The organism is Microvirga subterranea, assembly GCF_003350535.1.
GTDB classification, from domain to species: domain Bacteria; phylum Pseudomonadota; class Alphaproteobacteria; order Rhizobiales; family Beijerinckiaceae; genus Microvirga; species Microvirga subterranea.
Genome location: NZ_QQBB01000009.1, coordinates 13,172 through 38,867, shown reverse-complemented (window position 1 = coordinate 38,867; position 25,696 = coordinate 13,172). Strand labels below are relative to the sequence as shown.

Below are 25,696 nucleotides of genomic sequence, written 5' to 3'. Positions count from 1 at the left end.
TCGCCGCATGACCGGGACCTCAGCCATCGACCGCCACGATGGCCTCGATCTCGACCGTGATGTTGTTCGGCAATGACCCGAAGCCGACCGCGGAGCGGGCATGGCGGCCCGCTTCGCCGAAGACGGTCATCATCAGGTCCGAGCAGCCGTTGATCACCTTGGGATGCTCGGCGAAATCCGGTGTCGCATTGACCATGCCGAGGAGCTTCACCACACGCTTCACCCTGCAGAGGTCGCCGAGAGCCTCCTGCATGACCGCCAGGAGATTGATGCCGGTCAGCTTCGCGTGCTCGTAGGCCTGCTGGGGGTCCACGTCGAGACCGACCTTCCCGGTGTGCAGATGTCCATCCGCTTCCATCGGGCCCTGCCCGGACAGGAACAGGAGGTTGCCCTCCTGAACATAGGTCACGAAATTCGCGATCGGGCTCGGAGGCGGGGGCAGGGCGATCCCCAGTTCCTTCAATCGGTCGTAAGGGCCGGCGCCCGTCTTGAATCTCACGTCGGTCACAATGTCAGTCCTTGGGAAATTACTTCGGGGTCGCTCTGACGGATGCAGGCGACGTGATGGTCGGATCCAATATGCTCCAGGGGAGGAACGACTTCGGCGCAGGCCGCGACGGCGTAGCGGCAGCGGGTCCGGAACACGCAGCCCGAGGGCGGATTCATCGGGCTCGGGATGTCACCCTTGAGGACGACGCGTTGCCGGCTCGCCTTCGGGTCCGGCAACGGGGCGGCGGAGAGGAGCGCCTGCGTGTAGGGATGGCGCGGCATGGCGTAGATCTCGCGGCTGGGCCCGCGCTCCATCACCCGGCCGAGATACATGACGACGACCTCGTCGCAGAGATACTCCACCACCGACAGGTCATGGGCGATGAACAGCATCGTCAGGCCGAAGCTCTCCTGCAGGTCCTGGATCAGGTTGAGCACCTGAGCCTGCACCGAGACGTCGAGCGCCGAGACCGGCTCGTCCGCCACGATGAAATCCGGCTCCACGGCCAAGGCCCGGGCGATGCCGATGCGCTGCCGCTGGCCGCCGGAGAATTCGTGCGGATAGCGGCGCGCGGCATCGGGGTTGAGGCCGACGCGCTCCAGCAACTCCGCGATCCGGTCGCGCTTCGCAGCGCCTCGGACGGGACGGTGGATCTCCAGCGCCTCACCGATGATCTGGTCCACCCGCAGGCGCGGGTTGAGGCTGGAATAGGGATCCTGAAAGATGATCTGAAGCCGGCTGCGGTAGGCCCGCATTTCCCGCTCCGACAGCTCCCGCAGGTCCACGCCGTCGAAGACGATGCGGCCTTCGTTCGGCTCGATGAGCCGAAGCGTGCAGCGGCCGGCGGTGGTCTTGCCCGAACCGGACTCGCCCACAAGGCCTACGATGGTTCCGCGCTTCACGTCAAAGCTGACGCCGTCGACGGCCCGAACGACGCCGTTGCGGGTCGGGAACTGCTTGGTCAGTCCCTGTACGCTCAGAAGGACGTCCTGCGTCATAGGATCTCGTGCCTCCAGCAGCGACTGAGGTGGTTGGGGGCGGCCTCCATCAGCGGGGGAGCCTCTTCGCATTTCTCGATGCGGTAGGGGCAGCGCGGCGCGAAGCTGCACCCCGGCGGCAACGCGGTCACGCTCGGAACGTTGCCCGGGATGGGATTGAGGCGCAGCCGCTCGCCGGCGGCGCCGCGGTCCCGGGACGCGTTAGGAATACAGGCCAGAAGCCCTTGCGTGTAGGGATGCTTCTGGTGTGCGAAGAGGCTCTCGACCGGGCTCTTCTCGACCACGCGGCCGGTATACATCACCACCACGTCGTGCGCGATCTCGGCGACCACGCCCAGATTGTGCGTGACGAAGAGGATGCTCATGCCGATCTCGCGCTGGAGCCGGCGCAGGAGATCGAGGATCTGCGCCTGGATCGTCACGTCGAGCGCCGTCGTCGGTTCGTCCGCGATCAGCAGGTTGGGGTTGCATGACAGGGCGAGGGCGATCATCACCCGCTGGCGCATCCCGCCGGACATCTGATGCGGGTATTCGTCGAGCCGGCGGTCGGCCGCCGGAATCTCCACGAGTTCCAGCATCCGCTTCGCGCGCTTGCGCGCCTCGGCGGTCGAGACGGGCTCGTGCAGCCGGATCATCTCCTCGATCTGGTCGCCGACGGTGTAAAGCGGATTGAGACTCGTCATCGGCTCCTGGAAGATCATGGCGATCTCCCGGCCGCGGATCGAGCGCATGGTGCGTTCGGGAAGGGCCGCGATATCGACGACCTCGCCTCGGCTCGTGCGATAGAGGATCTCGCCGCCGACGATCCGGCCGGGAGACGAGAGAAGCCGCATGATCGACAGGCTCGTCACCGACTTGCCCGAGCCGGATTCGCCGACCACCGCGACCGTCTCGCCCCGCTTCACATCGAAGCTTACGCCGTCGACCGATTTGGCGATGCGGCTGCCGAGCTCGAAATGGGTCTGCAGGTCGCGAACCCGGAGCACGGTGTCGGCGGGCAGATCCGTCATCGTGCGCTGATCCATCCGCAGTGGGGACAGGCGGAGCTCTCGAGCGCCGACGTACGGTGGGGCTCGTAGCGGCTGGCCTTCACGGCCTCCTGGCCGAGAATGGTCCAGCGGGGCTCGATCAGGCGGGACAGGTGAGCACTGTCGCCCATGGAGTCGACGATCCTGATGTCGCTGTCCTTGACGTCGAACACCGTGAACTCGGCCCGCGTCCCGGGCGATAGCAGGTTCTCCGTGGGCAGGCCCACGACCTCCATCGGCGCCCGGGTCGAGGCGTCGATCACGGCCTCGAACGGCATGCCGACGGACAGGAGCTTCGACATGGTGGTGCCCATGTCCCAGACCGGATTGTCGAGGGAGCGGGCATGCAGGTCGGTCGAGATCGAGAACGGCAGGAGGCCGCGTTGAACCGCGAGTTCCGCCACCTTGAACGAGAACGACGCGCCGCCGTGTCCCACGTCGAGCCGGATCCCGTCCCTGGCGCAGCGCTCCGCGAGGAGGAAGAGATCCTCGTCCTCCATGATGTTCGCGGCGGCCTTGCCGTTGAAGCAGTGGGTGACCACGTCGCCCGGCCCCAGCACTTCGAGCACCTCGTCGAAGACCGGGGGCGGCTCGCCCACATGCACCATGAGCGGGAGCTTCAGGACCTTGGCGACCTTCTTGGCGATCTTGACGGGCGTGATGCCCCAGGCGCCGACGATCACGCCGCTCGCCCGGACCTTGATCCCGATGATGATGTCGCGGTTGGCCTCGACGCAAGCGATGGTTCGGTCGATGTCGATGGACCGCATGTCGATCAACTCGCTCACGCGGTTGCAGGCGACGAGGCCGATCGACCCGATATTGAGAAAGGCCTTGATGCGCTCGCGAGCAGGCTCAATGATGTATTCGCGAAAGCCGTGGAAGTTGGCTTCGCCTGCCGATCCCGCATCAACGATCGTGGTTACGCCGCGCTCGATGCCGCAGAGATGGGGCTTGATCGAAATATCGGTGCCGCCGTGCCAGACATGGGCATGGAGGTCCACCCAGCCGGGCGAGATGAAGGCCCCGCTCGCGTCAATCCGCCGGGTGCCGTCCGGCCCCTGAAGCGCGCTGCCGATGGTGGCGATGGCGCCGTCGGCACCGATCAGGACATCCGTCGCCTCCTGGGAAACGCCTTTGCCGAAACCGACGGGCTTCACGCCGGAGATCAGCAGAGGGCCTGCTTGTGTCGGGGACATCATGAGATCAGAGATCCTTTCTGAGGCGCGGATCGAGAAGGTCCCGGAAACCGTCCCCGACCATTTGAAGGGAAAGTACGGACAGGATGATCGCCACGCCCGGGAACCAGGTCATCCAGTCGGCCTGTCCGATATATTGCCGCCCGGCCGCGATCATGGTGCCCCAGGTCGGAATCTCGGGGCTGACGCCGAGCCCGAGAAACGACAGGCCGGCCTCCGCGAGCATGGCATAAGCGAAGATGAAGGTGCCCTGGACAAGGATCGGCGACACAAGATTGCGAAGCACGTGGCGCGACATGATCCGCCAAGTCGGAACCCCGAGGGCGCGAGCGGCCTCCACATAAGGAAGCTCGCGGATCACCAGGGTGGAAGCGCGTACGATGCGGGCGAGGCGCGGGGTGTACACGATACCCAGCGCCACGATGACGGTGACCAGCGACGGGCCAAGGGCGGCCACTAGTGCGATCGCCAGCAGGATATCCGGAAAGGCCATCATGGCGTCGATGATGCGTGCGATCGGGGTATCGAGGCGGCGGAAGAAGCCGGCCACGAGGCCGAGCGTCACGCCGAACACGGCCGCGAAGGCAACGACGGAGGCGCCCACCAGTAGGGACAGGCGACCTGCATAGATCGTGCGGCTGAACACGTCCCGGCCGAACTCGTCCGTGCCGAACCAGTAGATCCCGCTCGGCGGCTTGAGCCGGTTCACGACCGACAGTCGGCTTGGCGAATAAGGCGCGATCCAGGGTGCGAGGATCGCAAGGACGGCAATGACCGCGATGATCAGAAGACCGATCATCACCGTCTTGCGGGTCACTAGGCGCGAGACGAAGCTCGCCTCGATGATGGCGGGGGAACTGACGGCGGCCATCAGTAGCGCACCCGGGGATCGACCAGGAGGTAGAGCATGTCGATCAGGAAGTTGATGAGCACGTAGAGCGCGGCCACGATGAGGAGCGCTCCCTGGATCACCGGATAATCGCGCCGCAGCACCGCCGATACGACGAGACTGCCCACGCCCGGAAGGCCGAAGACCGTTTCGGTCACCACCGCGCCGGAGATGAGGAGAGCGGCCGTCAGGCCGATCACGGTCAGAACCGGGATCAGCGCGTTCTTGAAGGCGTGCTTCATCACCACGCGCATCTCACCCATGCCTTTCGAACGCGCCGTGCGCACGTAATCGTCATTCAGGACGTCGAGCATGCTGGCGCGCGTGAAGCGCAGGATCAGCGCGGAGGAGACGACGCCGAGCGACAGGGCGGGCAGGACGAGATGCATCAGCCTCGTGCCGAGACCGGCGCCGGGACCGCCATACCCGGACACGGGGAAGATGCCGAGCCGTACGGCGAAGAACTGGATCAGGAGCAGGCCGAGCCAGAAGCTCGGGACGGATGCAGCCAGCATCGCGAGCGTCGTCGAGACTTGGTCGAAGAGCGAACCGCGCCAGTAGGCCGACAGGATGCCGACGGGGATGGCGATCATGCCCGCGATGAGAATGGAGAAGAGCGTCAGGAAGAAGGTCGGCTCCGCCCGATCGGCCAGAGCCGACAGAACGGGGCGGTTGAGGAAGATGGATTCTCCGAGATCCCCCCTGAGCAACTGCCCGAAGAAGATCGCGTATTGGACGACCAGCGGCTGGTCGAGACCGAGCCGGGTGCGCAGGGCGGCAACATCCTGCGGTGTCGCATCAGGTCCGAGCATCACGGCGGCCGGGTCGCCCGGGGCGATGCGCACGATGATGAACACGATCGTGACGACCACGAACATCACGGCCAGCATTCCAAGAAGACGTTGAAGGACGTAGCGGCTCATACGGGTCGATCTTCGGTCCAGGACGGAAAAAGGGGCGGGGAGCGCGTCACACGCGCTCCCCGCGTATCAGTTACTTTTTGATCGAGACGTTCCAGAAATACGGCCACGGAGCGGGCACGACGCCTTCCAGCTTCGGCGACTGCGCCGAGAGGGCGTTGAAGTCACCGATCTTGATGCTGGGGGTTTCGTCGTAGATCACCTTCTGGACTTCCGCCCACAGGGCCGGGCGCTTGCTCAGATCGCTCTCCGTGTTGAAAGCGTCGACGGCTTTCTTGCGTGCGGGCGTCGACCACCAGCCGGGCGAGCTCTCCGAGAGCTGACCGATCAGCGCAGGCTCCGGCAGGAACGGGCTGTGGGTGATGTAGATGTCCCACAGGGCCGGATCGCCGCGGCGCTGCGTCAGGGTGGCCCAATCGACCACCTGCAGATCCACCTTGAACCCGGCCTGCTTCAGATACTCGGCGGCGACCTGCGCCATCTTGTAGTGGAACTCGTACTGACGGCTGGTGAGGATGCGAAGAGGCCCGTTGTCGTAGTTCGCCTTCTTCAGAAGCGCCTTGGCCTTGTCGGGATCGGCGACGTTGTACCTGCCTTCCACGCCAGCTTCGGTGTGCCACACATAGCCCTTCGGATACATGGCGCCGTCGAGGGCGTAGAATTCCGGGTTGCCGAATGCGGCGGCCAGCATGTCCTCCATGCTGAGGGCCATCCGCACGGCCATGCGTGCATCCACGTTCGCCATGACGCCCTGCTTCGTGTTCATCACGAAGACGGGCCAGCCGAACGGCTTCAGGATGACGGGCTTGGATGTCTCGAGGTTCTTGATCCGATCATAGGACTCGACCGGGAGAGAGTCGACGTAGTCGAACTGTCCGGAAATCGCGCCTTCGACGCGGGTGTTCGGGTCGGGAACCGGAACGAAGCGGATCTCGTCGAGGATCGGCTTGCGGGCCCCGCCATAGCCGTTGCCTTCTCCGTCGAGCGGCTTGTAAGCATCGTTGCGGACGAGCTGGATGTACTGATCGGGCTTTCGCTCCTTGAGCTTGTACGGGCCCGTTCCGACCGGCTCCTTCATCGGCACGTCCATCTTCTCGGACGGCATGATCACGGCGGCCGAATTGTTGAAGGCCAGCAGTGCTAGCAGCGGCGCATAAGGCGTCTTCAGCGTGATGCGCACAGTGGTCGGATCGACGGCCTCCACCTTGTCGACGTTGCCGGCGACCTGCTTGCCGCGGGAGGCCTGCTCCATCCAACGCTTGAGCGAGGCGACCACGTCTTCCGACGTCATGTCCGACCCGTCATGGAAGGTGACGCCCTGACGGAGCTTGATCGTGTAGACTTTGCCGCCGTCGGTGATCTCCGGCATGCTCGCGGCGAGGAGGGGCGTGACCTTCCAATCCTTGTCGAAGGTGAAGAGAGTCTCGAAAAAATGCTGCGTGACGATGCCGACCAGATCGGCAGTCGAGACCATCGGATCGAGCGTCGGCGGCTCCCCGATCGTCGCGACATTGATGACGCCGCCTCCCGATTGCGCCAAGGCGGGTCCGGCTACCAGAGCCACCACGCCGGACAGCAAAGCCTCTCTCATCCTCATCGCTACCCTCCTGCTCTATAATTATGTAATAGTTCCTCTAGTTATGTCATAGTGAGCGAGGGTTTACGTAAGGTCAATAGACTCTGAGGAGGAGCGTCCGCAGGGCTCGCGGTTTATCAGGACAACCCGCTCGTCGGGTGGGCGTCCGGGAGAGGATGCTCCGTGCAGACGGTTCGATCCGGCATGAAGCCTGACACGCGAGGGGCTGCCGCATCCTGCTCGCAGTTCGGATCGGCGCTGGTTGTAGGACCACTAAAACCGGGCGCTGATGCCGAGGATCGGCCCATGCTGAAGCATGTCGAACTCGTAGCGCCGCCGTCCCTCGCCCCGCGCATAGTCCACATAGAGTGCGCGATAGCCGATCACGCCCGAGAAGGTGACGCCGTGATAGGTCCCGAAATCGAAACCGTAGCCGCCGGCGGCTTGCCACGAGAGACGGCTGCCCACGCCGAATCCGCCGACATCGCCGCGAAGGAACAGCTCGTGCCCCGGAGCCACCGCATAGCGCACCCGTGCGCCGATGAGCGGATCGAGCCAATTCACGGAGGGAGACACTGCAATCGCGCGCGTGCCGGCAAGTTCGAGATCGGTCACGTCGAGTGTCGCGGTGCGCTCGAAAGAGAGCTCTGCCTCCTGGTGCCAGTAACGGGCTCCTCCGAGAACATCGAAGGCGAGTGGGCCCGAACGAACCACCTCGTAGGCTGCACCGACCTCGAGAATGGTCATCTCGATGTCGAGGCTGAGCGACCGGCTGACCGCCCCGGTGACGCCGGGAGCCACGGAACGCGTTCGGACATGGCTGCCCTCGACGCCGACCTTCGTCCAGACCAAATCGCCGAAAAGCGAGAAGGGACCTTTGCGGGCTTCGAAGTCGGCCATCAAGCCGATCAACGTGCCGCCCCGTCCGATCGTATCGTCGACGATATCGATGAAGCTGGCATTCACGTTCAGCGTACGACCACGCACAGTCTGGCTGCCGGTAAGCCCGACGAACCAGCCATAGGGCGTGACACTGAACGTCCATTCCGGGGGAACCGTCAGCGGAGCCACTGTTGCAGGGACAGGACCGAGGGCGAGATCCGCCGCCGGCGTAGGACTTGTGCAGGCAATCGACAGGACCGTCGCGCTGAAAGCTCCAAGACACAGCCGGTTCAGCCACAGATGCATCGCAGCCCCCGTAATCCTGCCGATCTTACGACGGTTCACGGAGCATAGCATCCGAAGTGGCGGAGAGCGTCAAGTCCAAAGCAAAGAGGACGCTGCAGGACGAAGGTCATGCGAGCCATCATACCTTCGAGGTATCAATCGTACGCAAGACCGGATCTAGGAGGTGGATGCCACGTCATCTGCTCATGTGTCCTGATCTGTCAGTCAATTGTCTTCTTTGGTCAAGCACAGGGGAAATCGGAAACTTAAGATGTCGGCAAATGATGATCCCTCCGGCGACGCGCGTCTGCGCATTCCTCATTTTGGATGGGGAGAATGCGCAGGGCTTGGCGGCGTCCGTGCATTCGTTCGAGCCCCAGCGGCCGAACCTGTGTTCGAGGCTCATGATGCTCGTGCATCACGGGTGGCCCCGCAGCGCCCCACGTACGGGCCAATTCTCGTTATCTGCGGAAGGGAGTCTTCCATGCGGAGCATCTCGATCTTCGTGAGCGCCGGCCTCATTGCGGTCTGCGGCGTCGGAGCCGTTCAGGCGCAGCAGCCCAACCGGATCCAGGGCACGCCCAACTCGGTCTTTCCGTACGCAGCCCCCAACGAAGTGCAGATCATCAACGGCGTCCCGTGCCGCACCGTCCTCGTCGAAGGCACCAACACCCGTGTTCCGGTCGAATGCGCAGGTCCCGTTGCGACGGGCACCTTCGAGCCGAGCGCGACAGGCAGCATTCGCGTCGAAGAGCCGAGCGGGCGGGCGATCTCCGGAGCGCCTGGATCCTTGTTCCCCTATGCGGCCCCGAACGAGATCAGGATCATCAACGGGGTCCCATGCCGCACGGTCCTCGTGGAGGGCAACAGCAGGGTTCCGGTCGAGTGCGCGCGGTAAGCGGCGCAAGGATGTCACAGCATGTGGACATCGGGCGGCACAGGCTGGCCAGCCTGTGCCGCGCACGAAATGACTAGAGACTAGCGCGGAGGTCCAGTTCGTCTGTCCGACGAGCTCAGGGACCTCGGAAGCGATACGCCTGCCAAGCCTCCCGTCCCTTATCGGTAATGAAGAGCTCGGCGCCTTTCGGCCGTTGATTGGACGGATGCGTGCTGCACCCCAGATACCCGCACTGAACGAGCCGTTCGATTTCTGCCGGTCGATACCTTCGCAGAAGCAGATCCCGGTTGTGGGTTTGCTCCGCGAGCGTTCCAAGCAGGAAATAATCCCTTGCGGCGAGCTCATCCTCCTGCGCGGCGTCCATTTGGGCCCCGACCGCCGGCAGCGTGATGGTCACATGTGATTGCGCGGATTCGGTCATCGTATGCTCCGGGGCAAGTGATTTGGCCAAGGCTGAGGCGCCAGGGCGAACAGATCACGCGTCTCGCTCAACGAGGCGCAGGAAGCCGGACACGGAACGCATCCTCGGATCCTTATTGATTCCAGACGCGGTCCGCTTTGAGAAATGTCAGTCGAAGGTCGTCGGTGCGCGAGGATCCCCGATCACTCAATAGTGTTCACAGGCTTGGCAATTGTCATCTTCGCAGGGACACGAGCTGGTAACCTCCCGAGGTCGTCCTGCATTCCCACCCTGTTAGACTTGATGTGACCGAGCCAAAAATCGTGCGTGCGATCAGGTTTTGATGTTTGTCAGAGAGTTCCAGCCCGAATTGGTTTGGATGACCAACAATAAGTCGAGTTCCGCCTAGGCTCGCGATGGGCCTGTTTCGATCGGCGTTCGCCGACATCGCTCCTGGACTTGAAGTTTCGGACAAATCCCAGGGTGGCGCACATGGATCTTCGCAAATGCCTGGCCGAGGCTATCGGCACCTTCTGGCTGACGTTCGCTGGCTGCGGCAGCGCCGTCATCGCGGCAGCATTCCCGCAAGTCGGCATCGGCCTCCTCGGCGTTGCGCTGGCCTTCGGTCTGACGGTCCTGACCATGGCCTACGCGATCGGCCATATTTCCGGATGCCATCTCAATCCGGCCGTCACGGTCGGCCTCGCGGCCGGCGGACGTTTCCCGGCCCGCGACGTCGGGCCGTACATCGTATCCCAGGTGGTGGGAGCGGTCATTGCGTCGGCGGTGCTCTACGCCATCGCCAGCGGCGCACCCGGCTTCGATCTCGCCAAGGGCTTCGCGGCAAACGGCTACGGAGCCCATTCGCCGGGGCAATACAGCCTCTTCTCGGGCCTTGTGGCCGAGGTGGTGCTGACCATGATGTTCCTGTTCATCATCATGGGATCTACTCATGGCAAGGCGCCGGTAGGCTTTGCGCCGATCGCCATCGGGCTCGGCCTGACCCTGATCCACCTCGTCGGCATCCCGGTGACGAACACCTCCGTCAATCCGGCCCGCAGCACCGGTCCGGCGCTATTCGTGGGCGGCTGGGCGCTCGCGCAGCTTTGGCTGTTCTGGGTGGCTCCGATCATCGGCGGCGTGCTGGGCGGGATTCTCTACCGCTGGCTCAGCGAGGAGCCGTCCGCTCAGGTGACGGGGATCGCCCCCGCGGCTCCCGCCGAGTGAGGCGTCGTCAAGCCGATCGTGCCGACGAGGCAGCGTGAGAGATGAAAGAGCCGGTGGGTCAAGCCCCGCCGGCTCTGCTCTATGCCTCCGACGCTCTAAGCGACAAGCCTGCGGTACAGATGCCAGGTCGTGTGGCCGAGCACCGGCAGGGCCACGACCAACCCGAGAAACAGCGGCAGCGATGCGACGAAGAGCACCAGCAGGATGCAGAGAGCCCAGCCCAGCATCGGCAGCGGGTTGGTCACGACGGAGCGGACGCTCGTGATCATCGCGGTGACGAAGTCGGCTTCGCGGTCGAGCAGAAGCGGGAACGAGACGACGGTCACCGCGAAGGTGACGAGGGCGAGCGCGGCGCCCACCAGATGCCCGACCACAAGGAAAGCGAGACCCTCGGGGGTTGTGAAGAGGATGCCCGGGAAGCCTTCGAGCGGGAGGCCGTGGAGCCCGAAGAAGAGCGCGATCAGCAAGCGCACCTGATACATCCAGACGATGAAGATGAAGAGCACGGCAAAGGCCATCCAGGAGATTTCCTTGCCGCTTTGCGAGTACATGGCGCCAATGACGGCCTTCCAGGTCGGAACCTGCCCCCTCTCGCGAAGCCTGCTGACCTCGTAAAGGCCGACCGCCACGAAGGGGCCGAGCAGCGTAAAGCCGGCCGCAAGCGGGTAGACGAGGTAAAGAAGGTCCCACGAGAGTGTGGATCCCAGGATGACGAGGCCTCCCAGGGCATAGAATGTCCCGAAGAACAATCCATAGGCCGGATAGGCTCTGAAGTCGCTCACTCCTGCCGCCAAGGCATCGGCGATATCGCTCAGACCGATGTGGCGAATAACCGGCTCGTGCGCTCGGGCTGGCGTGGTGGTTGGGCTCTCCTGGTTCATCGGATCCCTCCCTTAGGGGCGCTTTTGGAAGCTGCACAACGACCACGGTACGCCAAATCGATCTTGTCGTGTATTGCTGTTTCGTCGAATGGGCCCGGGCAGCCGAGCGCCCCAGAGGGCCCTGGCTGTCCGGCGGGTGAACTCTCGGTGAGTCCTTGGAGGAGACGGTTGGTTGGAACGGTTGGCATGACGCGGCGAAACGAATGCAGGGGACGTCACGCGCCGGGAGGCGCGGGCACGCGCCTCGGCCTCGCCGTGGCAACCATCATCGCGATGGTGCCGGCGTGGGCAGCGCGGGCCGAGCCGTTGACGCCCTTCTCCGTGATCAACGTCTCCGAGGCGCTCACACGGGCCTATAACGGCCGGGATGCAGTTGCGCTGCATCAGCTCCTCGCACCCGCTCTTCAGGCCCGATACACGCCCGAGATGCTGCGGACCTCCCTTTCTCTGTGCCGTGTGCTGACGGGTGAGATTCTACGTCTGAGCACCCCATCGTGGGGCACCCGCAGCTATGGATTCTTCGGGGTCTACGCCGAGACGGGCGTGTTCGACATGGTCTTGGAAATCGACGAGGCCGAGAGGGTCGTCTATTGGACCATTTCGGACGAGGTGACCTCCCGGGAGCAGCAATGTGAGGTCGGGGGCAGCGCCCCGCTGCCCGGGGACTAGGATGACTTGACGTTCGTTCCCCAGCGGACGTGCAGGAAGCGCTCCCATGGCGCGAACAGGAGGCGATCGGCCAGGAGACCGATCACGACGATGACGATCATGATGCCGATGACCTGGTCCATGGCGTTCAGCTCGCGCCCATAGTGGAGCAGGTGGCCGAGGCCGAAGCCGGTGAGGATCGTCACGTAGATCTCCGCAGCCATCAGCGACCGCCACGCGAAGGCCCAACCCTGCTTCATCCCGCTGACCAGGAAGGGCAGGGAGGCGGGCAGGATCACGCGAGTCCATTGATGAAAGCCCTCGGAGCCCATGGTGCGGGCGGCGCGGGCATAGATCGGCGGGATGTTGCGGGCGCCGTGATCCGTCGCGATGATCACCGACCAGACCGTTCCCATGATGACCACGAACAGCATGGCGCCTTCGGTCTGGCCGAACCAGACCAGCGCGAGCGGCACCCAGCAGACGCTGGGGAGCGTCTGGAGCCCGAGCGCCAGGGCGCCGACCGTATCCTCGAGAAGCTGCGACGTGCTCGTCAGAAGCCCGAGCGGCAGGCCGATGAGAACGCCGGCCGCATAGCCGACGAGAAGGCGCTTGAGCGTCACCCATGTCGACTCCAGCAGAGTACCGTCGAGGAGGGCCGCCCAGATGTACTCTGCGACGTAAGCTGGCGACGGGAGCAACACGGCCGACCAGCGGCCACTGCGCACTGCGAGGTCCCACAGCAGGATCAGGCCCGCGAAGAACAGGAGCGCGACAGCAAGGCGTCTCATTCGGATGCGACCTCCATGTCAGGACCGTTGGAAATCCCTTTGAGCGCCGCCGCAATTTGCGAGGCATAGCCCGCCAGTTCAGGGCTGTTGATGTCGCGCGGGCGCGGCAGCGGGATCTCGAAGATCTCCGCGATGCGGCCAGGGGAGGGCGACATCAGCACGACCCGGTCCCCGAGGCATGCGGCCTCGCGGACGTTGTGCGTGACGAAGATGATGGTCTTGCGGCTCTCCATCCAGATGCGCTGGATGTCGTCGTAGAGCTGATCGCGCGTCATGGCGTCGAGAGCGCCGAACGGCTCGTCCATGAGGAGAACCTGTGGATCTGGAGCCAATGCCCGTGCGAGCGCGACACGCTGCTTCATGCCGCCCGAAAGTTCATGGACGTGGGCGTGCTTGAATTTTCCGAGGCCGACGAGGTCGAGATAATACTCGGCAATCTTCTTCCGCTCGCGGTTGGTGAGGTCCGGCCGCAGCTTCAGCCCGAACATGACGTTGCCGAACGCGTCGAGCCACGGGAACAGGGCCGATTCCTGGAACATTACCAGGCGCTGGCGTCCGGGGCCCTGAACGACCGTCCCGTCGGCCAGAACCCGTCCGCTGTCGGGCTTGGTCAGGCCGGCGATGATGTCGAGAAGCGTCGACTTCCCGCAGCCGCTTGGCCCGACCAGACACACGAACTCGCCTTCCGCAACGCTGAGAGACACGTTGTCCAGCGCCTGAACGACCGCCCGTGTCGAGCTGAACCACTTCGTGACGTTCTCGATGACGAGCTTCGCAGGGGCGCCGGCCGCGACCTCCGGCCCAGTGCTCATCAGGGCGCCTCGATCAGGCGCGACAGGTCCGGAGCTCCGCGCAGGAACCCGACCTGTTGTGCCGCCGTCATGAAGGACTGGAAGGCGGCGAGCGTCACGTCCGGCGTGATGCCCATCCGCGTCCAGGCGCGGGCGACCAGCTCAGGAGCCATGTCGACGCGGAAGGTCGCCTGGAGCTCGTCACGGGCCAGGCGCTGCGCCTCCTCAGGATTCTTGACGATCCATTCCGTCAGCTCGCGGTGGGCGGCTACGAAGCGTCGGGCAAGGTCGCGGTTCTTCGCGAGAAATCCGGCGCTCGACACGAGCACCGTGGTGATGGCGTCCTTCTCTTCCACGAGGACCTTGGCGCCGGCCTCGGATTCGAGCCTGGAGACCCAGGGCTCCACGGTCCAGACGGCGTCGAGCTGCTTGCTCCGGAACAGAGAAAGCTGGTCCGGATTGCTGGTGGGCAGAACCTGCGCGTCGCCGCCCGTCTGGGTGATCCGCAATCCGCCCGCGATGAGCCACGCGCGCGCGGCTACGTCCTGCGTATTTCCGAACTGCGGCGTAGCGATCCGCTTGCCGCGGAAATCCGCCGGCTTGGCGAGATTTGAATCTGGTTGGATCACAAGGGCCGAGCCGCCATTCACGGCACCGGCGATCACGCGAACCTCGTCGCCACGGGACCGTGCATAGGCGTTGAGGGCCGGGTTCGGACCCACATAGGTCAGGTCGAGCGAGTTGGCGAAGATCGCCTCCATTGCGCTGGGGCCCGCATTGTAGGCATACCACTCGATCTTCACCCCGGGGCCGAGCCGCTCGGCGAACCAGTTCCGGCCCTGCCTCTCGAATGCACGGGCGACCAGCGCCTGGACGTGAGTGATGTTCGGAAAATGGCCGACTCTCAAAGTGAGGTTGGCTCCCTGCGCCATTGCAGGACCTTGCGCTGTTAGGAAAGAGAGCACCAGCAGCAGAAGAAGCCGCAAACGAAGCGTCATCGGTCTGACTCCTCTGAGATCGGCCTAGGCTAGGGACTCTCCAGAGAACGTCAATGGCGGTGCGAATTCGAGGAAGCCCGCCTGAAGATCACTCTCCCATGGTTCGAAGAAAGATTTCCTCCACCGGAAAGTCCATGGAGATGCGCCTTCTCGCGCGAGCTATGGATTTGGAAGACAATTCTATTGATTTGGCGGGGAAGTGACTGGACGCTTGAGGCATGCCGAACCTTCAGAACACCATCCCCAAGATCATCGCCCTCGTCGGAAGTCCGACGCCCGGCTCCCGTACCCGCAATCTCGCCACCCACGTGCTGGAGCGCATCACCCATGAGATCGGCGCCGCCGGGCGCGTGATCGATATTGCCGAACTCGTCCCACACCTCATGTCACGCAACCGCGGGGAGGCGCCTCCAGTGCTGGAGGAGGCGTTGCGAGCCGTAGAGGAAGCCGATTTCCTTCTCGTTGCGTCACCCGTTTACAAGGGATCCTACACCGGGCTCTTCAAGCACTTCATCGATCTCGTCGACTACAAGTCCCTTGCGGGTGTGCCCGTGTCGCTGCTCGCGCTGGGCGGCTCCGACCGGCATGCGCTCGTGATCGATCACCAGCTCCGGCCGCTCTTCGGGTTCTTCAATGCCCATACCCTTCCGACCGGAATCTTCGTGTCGGAGAAATCGTATCCCGATGGCCGGATCGTCGATCCAGCCCTTCAGGAGCGGCTCTCGGTCCTCGTGCGCGAAAGCGCCGATGCCGTTACAAATCGCGTTGCAGCGCGCAGGCTCGCTGCCGCCTGAGGCGCAGCCTCATCGCACTGGCGGCGCCGACAGGGCATAGGCTGTCGTCGACTTCACGCGCTGCATGGCGAAGCGCGACGTCACATTCTTGAGCGGGATCTCTGCAATCAGCCGCTTGTAGAAGGCATCATAGGCAGCCATGTCCGGCACGACGACACGCAGCATGTAGTCCACGTCGCCCGCCATCCGGTAGAATTCCATCACCTCCGGCATCGCGGACACGAAGTCGGCGAAGCGCTGGAGCCACTGTCCCGAATGGTCCGAGGTCTCGATCGACACGAAGACCGTGAGTCCCAGCCCGATCCTTTCAGGGTCGAGCAGCGCCACCCGCTTCTGAATGACGCCTGACGCCTCGAGGCGCTGCACCCTCTTCCAGCATGGAGTCTGAGAGAGGTTCACTCTTTGGGCGAGTTCCGCAATCGAGATGCTCGCGTCGTCCTGCAGAAGCGTCAGGATCTTGATGTCAGTGGCATCCATCTCCGGTTCCGATCTTCGATAGAATTTCTTTGTGACTGTGGGCAGAGTTATAGATTTTTATTCTATGTGAACGCTTCAGTCCCGATAGGGGAGAATTTTATTCTAAAGAGCGGAAGGGCAGCGTCAATGAGGATTCGTTCCGGCAGATATTCTCTCCTATGTGTGCCGGACGCTCTATACCGGCGACGGTAGGGCATCGGCCTTGTTCTATATATCGAACAATAATCTGCTCGACCCTGCATCTTCGAACACGGCTTTCCCGCCTTCGGCATTCAGAATAGGTCAAAAAGAAGGATCTTGCTGCCGAGAAGATTGCTGCGAGAACAAAATGCTCAAGCCTAGCGTACTAAAAAAAGAACGTTCCAATTGCCAATCGTGGTCGATCCCGAGACAATTTCCTCATCATCCCGGCTCCCGGAGCCGCGCACGCAGGGGAAACGAACGTGTCTCGCACCATCCATATCACCCGCAGAACCACTTTCGCCGCGTTGGCAGGGATTTCCCTCCTGGCCGCCTCGGTCGGCTGGGCGAGTACGGCGATGGCTGCCGGAGTCGGCGACACGCCGGTCAAGGGAGGCTCGCTGGTTTACCTCGAGCAGCAGCCCCACACGAACCTCTATCCGCCGGCGGGTGGCTTCTATCCGAACGGCGGCATTCTCAATCAGATCACCGACAAGCTGACCTATCAGAATCCGCAGACCCTCGAGATCGAGCCTTGGATCGCGGAAGCCTGGACCGTCAATGCAGACGCGACGGAGTACACGTTCAGAATCCGCAAGGGCGTGACGTTCTCGGACGGAACGCAGCTCGACGCGGCAGCCGTGGCCAAGAACTACGACACGTTCGGACGCGGCAACAAGGAGTTGAAGCTCCCGATCTCGGAAGTGATCAACAATTACGACCGCAGCGAGGTCGTGGATTCCCACACGGTCAAGTTCTACTTCAAGAAGCCGTCGCCGGGTTTCCTTCAGGGAACGTCCGTGATCGGTTCGGGGCTCGTCTCGCTATCGACCCTGGCGCTGCCTTACGAGGCTCTCGGTGACGCCACGAAGATCATCGGCTCGGGCCCGTTCGTCGTCGCGAGCCAAACGCTTGGGCGCGAGCTCACGCTCACCGCCCGGAAGGACTACAATTGGGGACCGGCGAAGCTCGCTCATCAGGGGCCTGCCTATCTCGACTCCATCAAGTACATCATCACGCCCGAGGACAGCGTACGCATCGGCGCGCTCCTGGCGGGGCAGGCGGACGTCATCCGTCAGATCCAGGCCTATGACGAGAAGCAGGTGGAGGATGAAGGCTATCTGATCTATGCGCCTCCCACCCGCGGCGTGAACAACAGCGTCGTCTTCCGTCCGGACAATCCGCTCGTGTCCGACGTCCGCGTCCGGCGCGCGCTGCTGCACGCCACCAACACCGACGAGATCGTTTCGACGCTGTTTTCCGCGAACTATCCCAAGGCGACCTCGATCATCGCGAAGACCGCTCTCGGCTATGTCGATCTGTCGTCCAGGCTCGGCTACGATGTCGACAAGGCGAAGTCCCTCCTGGACGAGACGGGTTGGAAGGTCGGCCCGAACGGCTTGCGTCAGAAGGACGGCAAGACGCTCGAACTTACGGCTTATGAGTCACTCCCGCAGCCCCAGAACAAGGAGACGCTCCAACTCGTCTCGCAGCAATGGGGCAAGGTCGGCGTGAAGCTGAACGTGCTGACGGCCGACTCTGGCAGCGCGACGGTGAACAACCTCGATCCCGCCAAGGCGCCCGTCTCGCCGGCCATGGTCGGGCGTGCGGATCCCGACGTGATCAAGAGCCAGTACTATCCGACGAACCGGAACGTCCTGCTTCAGAAGGGCGGCAACAGCGACAAGGTCAACGCTTTCGTCGACGAGAAGCTGAATGGGCTGCTGGACAACCTCGCGTCCGAGCCGGACCGGGCCAAGCGGCTCGCCGTTGCGGGTGACGTGCAGAACTACGTGATCGATCAGGCCTACGCCATTCCGATCTTCGAAGAGCCGCAGGCCTTTGCCGCCGCTCCATACGTGAAGGGCCTATCGTTCGAGGCTGTCGGGCGTCCGAGCTTCTACGGAACCTGGCTGGCGCCCCGCCGCTGAGCGAACCGAGCCGATGGGCTGTCGGTCGGCGCCGGCGGCCCGCAACTTCCACGAACCTTCGGCCTCCAGGTGAAATTTCATGTCTCGCTATGTGCTGAGCCGGATCGGACAAGCGGCGCTCGTTCTCTGGGCTGCGTTCACGGTCTCCTTCGTTCTTCTGCAGGCGCTTCCCGGGGATGCCATCCTCATCAAGTTCCTGAACCCGGAACTGGGGCTCGGACCGGAGCAGATCGCCGAGATCCGCGCGTCCTATGGCGCCGACGTGCCGATATGGACCCAGTATCTCCACACGGTCGGGAACTTCCTGACGGGCGACTTCGGGTATTCCATTCAGGCGGGTGTTCCCGTGGGAGATCTGCTTCTCGCGAACCTTCCGCCGACTCTCTGGCTGGCGACCCTGGGCTTTTTGCTGGCGCTGGTGATCGCCCTCGGGCTCTCGGTGGCCTCGTCGCTGCTCCCGCTCTCCTGGCTGCGTTCCTTCGTACAGTCGCTTCCGTCCCTTTTCGTCGCCACGCCGGTGTTCTGGCTCGGAATCGTTCTGATCCAGATCTTCTCGTTCCAGCTCAAGCTGATCCCGGTCATCAACCCTGGTCCTTGGGAAGCGCTCGTCCTGCCGGTTCTGACGCTTGCAGTCCCAATTTCGGCGCCGCTTGCCCAGGTGCTGATGCGCAACATCGATCGCGTGATGACGGAGCCGTACATCGCTGTCGCGAGGGCCAAAGGTGCGTCTCGGACCTGGGTGCTGTGGCGGCACGTCGCCAAGAACGCCGTGCTTCCGACGCTCACGATCGGCGGCATCCTGTTCGGTGAGCTGCTCGCGGGCGCTGTGGTCACGGAAGCGGTGTTCGGACTGAACGGCATCGGCGGTCTCACGCAGCGCGCGGTCGGGCACCAGGACATCGCGGTGCTGCAGGCGCTCGTGGTCTTCTCCGCCCTGGCCTTCGTCACCATCAACCTCGTGGTGGACCTGCTCTACCCCGTCTTCGATCCACGTCTCAAAAGCAGGGAAGGGGCATTCGCATGACCAGCCTCAACACGACAGGGCGGAGCCTTCTACCGAACGACGCATTACTGTTCGAGCGCTCCTCTACGGCGACCAATGCACATCATACGAACAAGGCCGCATCGTCCGCCGGACGCCGGCTCGCAATTCTCTGGAAGATTCCGATCGGGCTGGCGTTGTCCTGGTTCGTCATGGCCGTGGTCGTCCTGTGGGCGCTCCTTCCGGGATGGTTCACGAGCCATAGCGGGACGGTCGGAACCGCACGGCAGCAGCTTCGCGCCCCGAGTGCGGAGCACTGGCTCGGCACCGATGCTCTCGGCCGCGATCTCCTGGCGCGCATCATCTACGGAGCCGGTAACTCTCTCTCGGGTGCCTTCGTGGCGGTCGGTGTCGGCCTCGTTGTCGGGACGGCGCTCGGTCTCGTCGCGGGATCCGCGCGGGGCAGGGTGGACGGAGCCATCATGCGGGGCGTCGACGTGCTGCTCTCGATCCCGCAGCTCCTTCTGTCCCTCAGCATCGTGATCCTTCTCGGCTTCGGAACCGTCAATGCCGCTATCGCGGTCGGCGTGACGTCGATTGCCAGCTTTGCGCGCCTGGCCCGCTCCGAGGTGGTCAGGGTGCGTGCGAGCGACTACGTCGAGGCGGCCTTCGGCAGCGGCGGCACATTCTTCCGGGTGCTCCTGCGCCATATTCTGCCGAACTCGCTGACCTCCGTGATCGCCCTTGCGGCGTTGCAGTTCGGATCGGCCATCCTCGCCATTTCGACGCTGGGGTTCCTGGGCTACGGCGCTCCTCCCCCGACGCCGGAATGGGGGCTCCTGATCGCCGAGGGCCGCAACTACATCGCCCGGGCCTGGTGGCTCACCGCGGTTCCCGGCGTGGTCGTGATCCTCGTGGTCCTGTCGGCGAACCGTATCAGCCAATCCTTTGGGAAGGTCAGGACATGAGCACCGTTGTCGGCGCAAGCCTGAAGGGTATCGGGACCGGCGCCGTGCCGGTCCTCGAGATCCGCGACCTCGCCGTTTCCTACCGAAGCGGCGACGAGTTCCAGCGCGTCGTGCACAACGTCTCGCTCCAGCTCCGCCCCGGCGAAGTGGTGGCCCTGGTTGGGGAATCCGGCTCCGGCAAGACCACGACGGCACAGGCGGTGATCGGCCTCCTGGCAGAAAACGGCCGTGTGGATTCCGGCGCCATCCGGCTCAACGGGACCGATATCGGCAGATGGTCCCAGAAGCGGCTCGACTCCATCCGCGGTAGCAAGATCAGCCTGATCCCGCAGGATCCGACCGGCTCCCTCAATCCCGTGAAGACCATCGGCGCGCAGGTCGCCGAAGTGCTCGAGATCCACCGGCAGGGTTCCAGGCGGCAGATCGAGGCACAGGTCATCGATCTCCTGGCCCGCGTCGGCCTCTCCGAGCCGGAGCTGCGCGCCCGCCAATATCCGCACGAGCTTTCGGGGGGCATGCGACAGCGCGTGCTCATCGCCATCGCGGTCGCGCTGCGGCCATCGCTGATCATCGCCGACGAGCCCACCAGCGCCCTCGACGTCACGGTGCAAAAGCGCATCCTCGATCTCATCGATGGACTGCGCAAGGAATACGGCACCGCCGTTCTGCTCGTCACGCACGACCTCGGCGTGGCGGCGGACCGCGCAAACCACCTCGTCGTCCTGAAGGGGGGACGTGTTCAGGAGCAGGGGCCGACGGCGGAGGTTCTGGCGTCCCCCCGAAGCGAGTACACGCGCAAGCTCCTGGCCGATGCCCCCTCCTTGGCTAAGGCCCGGCATGTGAGACGGGCCGCCGGCCCCAGGCCCGGTACGGGCGAGCATGCGATCGTGGTCGAAAACTTGGTTCAGGATTTTCGCCTCGACGGCGGCCGGGGTACGTTTCGTGCGGTGGATGGGGTTTCGTTCAATGTCCCACGTGGCACGACACATGCGATCGTCGGCGAGTCGGGCTCCGGCAAAACGACGACCGCGCGCAGCGTCGTCGGTTTCCAGAGGCCAACCTCGGGACGCATCCTCGTCGATGGCATCGACGTGACCAGCCTTCGCGGCGACGGCCTGCGTCAGTTCCGCCGGAAGATCCAGCTCGTCTACCAGAACCCCTTCGCATCACTGGATCCGCTTCAGACGATCTTCCAGATCGTCGAGGAGCCGCTCCTGAACTTCGACCCGATGCCGAAGGAGGAGAGGGTGCGGAAGGTTCATGCGATCCTGGAGCGCGTCGGCCTGCCGCAATCCGTCATCGGCCGGAGGCCGAGAGCGCTCTCCGGTGGGCAGCGGCAGCGGGTCGCCATAGCGCGCGCCCTCGTGCTCGGCCCGCAGGTCCTGGTGCTGGACGAAGCGGTCTCGGCCCTCGACGTGACCGTGCAGGCGCGGATCCTCGAGCTCCTTGATGAGCTCCAGCAGGAGCTCGGGCTCACCTACCTGTTCATCTCCCACGACCTCGCGGTGGTCCGGCAGATCTCGGACACCGTGTCCGTCCTGCACAGCGGCCGGCAGGTGGACAGCGGCAGCGTCGAGGACGTGTTCCTGCATCCCGGCAGCCCCTACACCCGCGAACTCATCGGCGCCATTCCGGGGCAGCGGAGCCTCGCCCATGCATGCGCATCAACACACTTCATCGGAGCAGCCCAATGACCACATCCTCTCAACCGAAGCGGCTCGGCTTCTTCACCCGCCTTCTGGACGAGGCCAGCGCCAGTGAGCGCTACCGGCTCGCCAGCGAACAGATCGTTCATGCCGAGGCGTACGGCTTCGACTCGGCTTGGGTGGCGCAGCACCATTTCCATGAGGCGGAGGGCGGGCTTCCGGCGCCCCTCGTCTTCCTGGCGCAGGTGGCGGCGCGCACCTCCCGGATCCGCCTCGGCACGGGCATCATCACGCTACCGCTGGAAAATCCCGTCCGTGTGGCGGAGGACGCCGCGGTTCTTGACCTCCTGTCGGGCGGACGTCTCGAGGTCGGGGTCGGGACGGGCGGGACGCCCTCATCCTTCACCGCCTTCGGCTTCGACAGCGCCAACCGGTCGGAGATCTTCGATCGACACCTTGCTGTCGTCCGGGATGCCTGGGCCGGTCGGGCGCTGGAGGGTGGCGACACCCTCTACCCGACAGCGCCGCATCTGAACGACCGGGTTTGGCAGGCGACCTTCTCGACCTGGGGCGGCATCCGGGCCGGCAAGGCCGGCGATGGCCTCATGCTGTCGCGCACTCAACCACGCCCGAAGGAGAACCCGCGGGCGACGCTCGCGGAGATCCAACATCCCATCATCGATGCCTATCTCGATGCCCTCCCTGAGGGGCGGGAGGCGAGGATCGTCGCGTCGCGCTCCGTTTTCGTCGCCGACAGCCGGGACGAGGCGCTGCAGCTTGCCGAGAAGGGCCTGAGGAGGGTCATTGAGGGCTTCATCGCCAAAGGCCATATCGTTCCAGGCAATAGCCTGCCGGAGATCATCGCGGCGCTGGACACCCATGTGGGCACGCCGGACGACGTGATTAGATCCCTTCAGGCGGACACGAGCCTCGAAAGGGCGACCGATCTCGTCTTCCAGGTCCATTCGGTCGACCCGCCGCATTCCTACATCCTGCGGTCGATCGAGCTGCTCGCCACCGAGGTGGCGCCCGCGCTCGGCTTGCGCAGACCGGATCCGCGTGCGGAGAAGCGCATCGCCCTCGTGCGGTGAGCGCCACGCGTTTCGACCACATCAATCGACAAAGTGAGCACGTCATGAGCGCAGCACCAGCAGACGTCATCGATTTCCTTGCCGGCATCGAGCCCGGCTCGTTCCTCTCCGCGATCCGTGACCGGCGGGCGCAGGCCCGCGAGAACGCCCAGAAGAGCTACTTGGCTCTCTTCGAGCCGGAGGTCCCGGGCGACGTCACGGCCCTGGAGCGGTACGCAGTCGCCGCCTTCGTGGCCGGTCTTCACCGCCAGCCGGCCGTTTCGGAGTTCTATGCCGCCCGCCTGCGGGACCACGACGATGCGGGCATTGCGCAGGTGATCCCGTCTGAAGTTTCGCGCGCGGCCACCGAGGGGCCATATGGCCGGTACCCGGAGGGACCGCTGACGGTGGAGGATGTCGACGGGCCGGACTATCGTGTCTCGCCTGCAAGCGAAGCGGTCCTCGGCCGCAGATTGTCGGCGGCATTCGAGCATGCCCACCTCCTGGTGTTCCATCCGCGGGACGCCAGCCCTGCAGCCCTGCAGAAGCTTCTGGATGCCGGGTGGTCGGCGACGGACATCGTCACGCTGTCGCAGCTTGTGTCCTTCCTGGCCTTCCAGATCCGGGTCGTAGCCGGGCTTCGAGCCCTTGCAGCGACATCGAGCCATCGCGCGAGCGCACTTGAGACGGTGTTCACAGGCGTCCTGGCCTCGGGCCATGTTTGAGAAGGAGAGAACCAGATGAGCCAGACGACGCTTGCACATCCGGATAACCGTGAGCCGGTTGCCTTCACCCAGGAGGAGCTCGGCTGGCTCCCGTGGCTGGAGCCGTTTCCAGCCGATCAGCTCACCGAGCGGCACTGGGCCGGTCTCGTCGACGCGTCACGGGCGAAGTCGCCATATTTCCTCCTGCTGGCGCGCGATCCGGACATCCTCCAGGCACGAACCAAAACCGACAAGGACATCTTCTACAACACGAGCAACGGCCTGCCACGGGCTGAACGGGAACTGGCGGCCGCGGCAACGTCACGCTCGAACGGGTGCATTTTCTGTGCGTCCGTCCACGCGCGCTTCGCCAGCCAGTACTCCAAACGGAAGGAAGACGTGCAGCGCCTCCTGGACGAAGGCGTCGAGGCCGATATTGATGATCGATGGAACGCGATCGTCAACGCATCGGCTGCGCTCACTGCAACGCCGCCAGCATTCGGAGAGGCTCATATCCAGGAGCTTCGTGCCGCGGGCCTCGACGAACTGGAGATCGTCGACGTGATCAACGGCGCAGCCTTCTTCAACTGGGCCAACCGCCTCATGCTGTCCCTCGGAGAACCGACGCCGCCAGCGCGCACGAACTCCTGAGGCTTTTCCAACCCGCCCCGGCTTCCCGCTCCAGGCAAGGCGCGGACCCGGGGCGGATTGCTCCCTGTTACATTCTGTTACAAACCGACACATAATCGTGCAAAGCTGAGGCACGGCCGTGACACTGGACTGCTCTATTCGGAGCGTCGAAGCGAAACTGACCGGGGTCCTCCATGTACGCATCCCACCTTCTCCCGCAGGCCGCCGGTGTAGCCTATCAACTTTCGGGACGGCCTTCGGACGCGGCCGATCTGGATTGCATGCTCGCATCGCAGCCGGTCGAGAAGCTTGCCGTCGGCGAGGCCGTATTCTGGGAGGGCGATACCGCGTCTCATCTGTTCCAGATCGTTGAAGGCTGCCTGCGGCTCTACCGGATTCTGGCCGATGGCCGCCGCGCCATCATCGGCTTCCGCTTCGGCGGCGAAACTCTCGGGATGGCCTGCCAGAACACCTATGGCTACACCGCCGAGACGGTGACGGCCGTTCGCCTCCGCCGCATCGGCCGCAACCGCATCTGGGCGGCGACAGACGGGGCAGATCTGCTGCAGCCTGTCCTCATGGCCAGGATCTTCGAAGAGATGGCGGCCGCCCAACGTCACATCATCGTTCTGGGACAGCTGGGAGCTGAGGAACGGGTCGCGAATTTTCTGATCTCGTTCGCCTGTCGGACCGGCTCCGACCGCAGGCGTCCCGTGGCGGTCGAACTGCCGATGACGCGCCTCGACATCGCCGACTACCTTGGCCTCACGATCGAGACGGTTTGCCGCGTCATCTCCAAGTTCAAGCGCGAGGGAATGATCGCACCTGATGGACGGCATCGGATCATCCTCAAGGATATCAGCGCCTTGCTCCACCTCGCGGGCGAGTTGGAGGACGGTACATCATCCGACCTGGCCGGTATGACGCAACGCCCACCCGCATGGGCGAACTGACGGCATGCTCGACCAATCATCGGAAGCCATTCCACGCTACAGAGTTTCGCTGCAGGCAGGAACCGTTTGAGATGAGGCAACAGCCAATGACGAGCGTGACCACCAGGAAGGACATAGGACTCCGATACAACCTGTTTCGCCGCAAGCCGACGCCCGACCTCTGCTGCGCCGCGCCGGAGGATCGGCCGGTGCCCGGCTTCGTGGAGGCGGGAAGTTGGGAATATGCCGGCACCATGGCGCCGGACGAGCTTGCCGCACCTGGCTTCGACCACGCCGCAGCCTCACTCGGCCTTCGGCTGAAGGGATTCCATCTGTTCCAGGCCGTCAGTCCCCTCAAGGGGAACTCCGGGCAAGGGACCCGTTGTGAACGGCGGAGCGTTCTGTGAGCTCTCCGGCTTCCGGCCTTCAGCCTTGAGGAAGGACGCCGTCTCCGTTTGTATTTCAGGCGAGGCAAAAGGCC

The 25,696-nt window shown here is 64.1% G+C and carries 27 protein-coding genes; 13 read left to right on the top strand and 14 right to left on the bottom strand.

Annotated elements, in window-relative coordinates; translation table 11 throughout:
• Positions 1-19: 19 nt before the first annotated feature.
• From DES45_RS20010 to DES45_RS19975, 8 genes are all read right to left on the bottom strand, one after another.
• Positions 20-508: a RidA family protein gene (locus tag DES45_RS20010; RefSeq protein ID WP_114771882.1), complete on the bottom strand. Its 489-nt coding sequence runs from the start codon at positions 506-508 to the stop codon at positions 20-22.
• Positions 505-1,488 carry an ABC transporter ATP-binding protein gene (locus DES45_RS20005; protein ID WP_114771880.1) on the bottom strand — a complete coding sequence of 328 codons (984 nt, stop codon included), beginning with the start codon at positions 1,486-1,488 and terminating at the stop codon, positions 505-507. The genes DES45_RS20010 and DES45_RS20005 overlap by 4 nt, the downstream gene beginning before the upstream one ends.
• The gene (locus DES45_RS20000; RefSeq protein WP_114772046.1) at positions 1,485-2,498 is read right to left on the bottom strand and encodes an ABC transporter ATP-binding protein; all 1,014 of its coding nucleotides are present in this window, start codon (positions 2,496-2,498) and stop codon (positions 1,485-1,487) included. The genes DES45_RS20005 and DES45_RS20000 overlap by 4 nt, the downstream gene beginning before the upstream one ends.
• Positions 2,495-3,718, bottom strand: coding sequence for an amidohydrolase/deacetylase family metallohydrolase (locus DES45_RS19995; protein ID WP_114771878.1), 1,224 nt, complete (start codon positions 3,716-3,718; stop codon positions 2,495-2,497). The genes DES45_RS20000 and DES45_RS19995 overlap by 4 nt, the downstream gene beginning before the upstream one ends.
• A gap of 4 nt (positions 3,719-3,722) precedes the next feature.
• Entirely contained in the window at positions 3,723-4,586 is an 864-nt protein-coding gene (locus DES45_RS19990; RefSeq protein WP_114771876.1) for an ABC transporter permease, read from the bottom strand.
• The gene (locus tag DES45_RS19985) at positions 4,586-5,527 is read right to left on the bottom strand and encodes an ABC transporter permease (protein WP_170151572.1); all 942 of its coding nucleotides are present in this window, start codon (positions 5,525-5,527) and stop codon (positions 4,586-4,588) included. Before DES45_RS19985 ends, DES45_RS19990 begins: the two co-directional genes overlap by 1 nt.
• A gap of 70 nt (positions 5,528-5,597) precedes the next feature.
• Complete coding sequence (locus tag DES45_RS19980; RefSeq protein WP_114771874.1) at positions 5,598-7,121, bottom strand: ABC transporter substrate-binding protein; 1,524 nt, start codon at positions 7,119-7,121, stop codon at positions 5,598-5,600.
• Positions 7,122-7,373: 252 nt separating this feature from the next.
• Positions 7,374-8,327, bottom strand: a complete 954-nt coding sequence (locus tag DES45_RS19975; protein ID WP_147282456.1) for a hypothetical protein — start codon at positions 8,325-8,327, stop codon at positions 7,374-7,376.
• 424 nt (positions 8,328-8,751) lie between these two features.
• On the opposite strand from DES45_RS19975, the gene DES45_RS19970 reads away from it, so the two are divergent.
• Positions 8,752-9,165, top strand: a complete 414-nt coding sequence (locus tag DES45_RS19970; RefSeq protein WP_114771870.1) for a hypothetical protein — start codon at positions 8,752-8,754, stop codon at positions 9,163-9,165.
• 115 nt (positions 9,166-9,280) lie between these two features.
• Here DES45_RS19970 and DES45_RS19965 read toward each other — a convergent pair whose 3' ends face one another.
• The gene (locus DES45_RS19965) at positions 9,281-9,586 is read right to left on the bottom strand and encodes a hypothetical protein (protein WP_114771868.1); all 306 of its coding nucleotides are present in this window, start codon (positions 9,584-9,586) and stop codon (positions 9,281-9,283) included.
• 471 nt (positions 9,587-10,057) lie between these two features.
• Here DES45_RS19965 and aqpZ point away from each other — a divergent pair, with 471 nt between their 5' ends.
• Complete coding sequence (aqpZ, locus tag DES45_RS19960) at positions 10,058-10,792, top strand: aquaporin Z (RefSeq protein WP_114771867.1); 735 nt, start codon at positions 10,058-10,060, stop codon at positions 10,790-10,792.
• Positions 10,793-10,887: 95 nt separating this feature from the next.
• Here the strand turns inward: aqpZ and DES45_RS19955 are convergent, their stop codons facing one another.
• The gene (locus tag DES45_RS19955) at positions 10,888-11,673 is read right to left on the bottom strand and encodes a DUF2189 domain-containing protein (protein ID WP_114771865.1); all 786 of its coding nucleotides are present in this window, start codon (positions 11,671-11,673) and stop codon (positions 10,888-10,890) included.
• Positions 11,674-11,859: 186 nt separating this feature from the next.
• Here DES45_RS19955 and DES45_RS19950 point away from each other — a divergent pair, with 186 nt between their 5' ends.
• Positions 11,860-12,342 carry a hypothetical protein gene (locus DES45_RS19950; RefSeq protein ID WP_114771863.1) on the top strand — a complete coding sequence of 161 codons (483 nt, stop codon included), beginning with the start codon at positions 11,860-11,862 and terminating at the stop codon, positions 12,340-12,342.
• Here DES45_RS19950 and DES45_RS19945 read toward each other — a convergent pair.
• From DES45_RS19945 to DES45_RS19935, 3 genes are read right to left on the bottom strand one after another with little or no spacing between them, the layout of a single operon-like run.
• A complete protein-coding gene (locus DES45_RS19945) occupies positions 12,339-13,112 on the bottom strand; it encodes an ABC transporter permease (protein ID WP_114771861.1) in 774 nt (257 codons plus the stop codon). The genes DES45_RS19950 and DES45_RS19945 overlap by 4 nt on opposite strands.
• A complete protein-coding gene (locus DES45_RS19940) occupies positions 13,109-13,924 on the bottom strand; it encodes an ABC transporter ATP-binding protein (protein ID WP_114771859.1) in 816 nt (271 codons plus the stop codon). The genes DES45_RS19945 and DES45_RS19940 overlap by 4 nt, the downstream gene beginning before the upstream one ends.
• Positions 13,924-14,901: an ABC transporter substrate-binding protein gene (locus DES45_RS19935; protein WP_114771857.1), complete on the bottom strand. Its 978-nt coding sequence runs from the start codon at positions 14,899-14,901 to the stop codon at positions 13,924-13,926. The genes DES45_RS19940 and DES45_RS19935 overlap by 1 nt, the downstream gene beginning before the upstream one ends.
• 218 nt (positions 14,902-15,119) lie before the next feature.
• Between DES45_RS19935 and DES45_RS19930 the strand changes: the two genes are divergently transcribed.
• Positions 15,120-15,695, top strand: a complete 576-nt coding sequence (locus tag DES45_RS19930) for an NAD(P)H-dependent oxidoreductase (protein ID WP_114771855.1) — start codon at positions 15,120-15,122, stop codon at positions 15,693-15,695.
• Between the two features lie 9 nt (positions 15,696-15,704).
• Here DES45_RS19930 and DES45_RS19925 read toward each other — a convergent pair whose 3' ends face one another.
• Positions 15,705-16,172: an Lrp/AsnC family transcriptional regulator gene (locus DES45_RS19925; protein ID WP_114771853.1), complete on the bottom strand. Its 468-nt coding sequence runs from the start codon at positions 16,170-16,172 to the stop codon at positions 15,705-15,707.
• A gap of 539 nt (positions 16,173-16,711) precedes the next feature.
• Here DES45_RS19925 and DES45_RS19920 point away from each other — a divergent pair.
• The 9 genes from DES45_RS19920 to DES45_RS19880 all read left to right on the top strand — a co-directional run bounded on the left by DES45_RS19920 (position 16,712) and on the right by DES45_RS19880 (position 25,622).
• Positions 16,712-18,283: a TIGR04028 family ABC transporter substrate-binding protein gene (locus DES45_RS19920; protein ID WP_114772042.1), complete on the top strand. Its 1,572-nt coding sequence runs from the start codon at positions 16,712-16,714 to the stop codon at positions 18,281-18,283.
• A 79-nt stretch (positions 18,284-18,362) separates the two neighbouring features.
• Complete coding sequence (locus DES45_RS19915) at positions 18,363-19,307, top strand: ABC transporter permease (RefSeq protein ID WP_114771851.1); 945 nt, start codon at positions 18,363-18,365, stop codon at positions 19,305-19,307.
• Positions 19,304-20,233 (top strand): ABC transporter permease, encoded by a 930-nt coding sequence (locus tag DES45_RS19910; RefSeq protein WP_114771849.1) that lies wholly within the window; start codon positions 19,304-19,306, stop codon positions 20,231-20,233. Before DES45_RS19915 ends, DES45_RS19910 begins: the two co-directional genes overlap by 4 nt.
• Complete coding sequence (locus DES45_RS19905; RefSeq protein ID WP_114771847.1) at positions 20,230-21,927, top strand: dipeptide ABC transporter ATP-binding protein; 1,698 nt, start codon at positions 20,230-20,232, stop codon at positions 21,925-21,927. Before DES45_RS19910 ends, DES45_RS19905 begins: the two co-directional genes overlap by 4 nt.
• Positions 21,924-22,970: a putative FMN-dependent luciferase-like monooxygenase gene (locus DES45_RS19900; RefSeq protein WP_114771845.1), complete on the top strand. Its 1,047-nt coding sequence runs from the start codon at positions 21,924-21,926 to the stop codon at positions 22,968-22,970. The genes DES45_RS19905 and DES45_RS19900 overlap by 4 nt, the downstream gene beginning before the upstream one ends.
• A 44-nt stretch (positions 22,971-23,014) precedes the next feature.
• On the top strand, positions 23,015-23,674 hold the full coding sequence (locus DES45_RS25850) for a CMD domain protein (RefSeq protein ID WP_114771844.1): 660 nt from the start codon (positions 23,015-23,017) through the stop codon (positions 23,672-23,674).
• A 15-nt stretch (positions 23,675-23,689) separates the two neighbouring features.
• The gene (locus tag DES45_RS25845) at positions 23,690-24,304 is read left to right on the top strand and encodes an alkylhydroperoxidase domain protein (protein ID WP_114771842.1); all 615 of its coding nucleotides are present in this window, start codon (positions 23,690-23,692) and stop codon (positions 24,302-24,304) included.
• Positions 24,305-24,477: 173 nt separating this feature from the next.
• On the top strand, positions 24,478-25,236 hold the full coding sequence (locus DES45_RS19885; RefSeq protein ID WP_114771840.1) for a helix-turn-helix domain-containing protein: 759 nt from the start codon (positions 24,478-24,480) through the stop codon (positions 25,234-25,236).
• Between the two features lie 86 nt (positions 25,237-25,322).
• Entirely contained in the window at positions 25,323-25,622 is a 300-nt protein-coding gene (locus tag DES45_RS19880) for a hypothetical protein (protein WP_114771838.1), read from the top strand.
• Positions 25,623-25,696 lie beyond the last annotated feature (74 nt).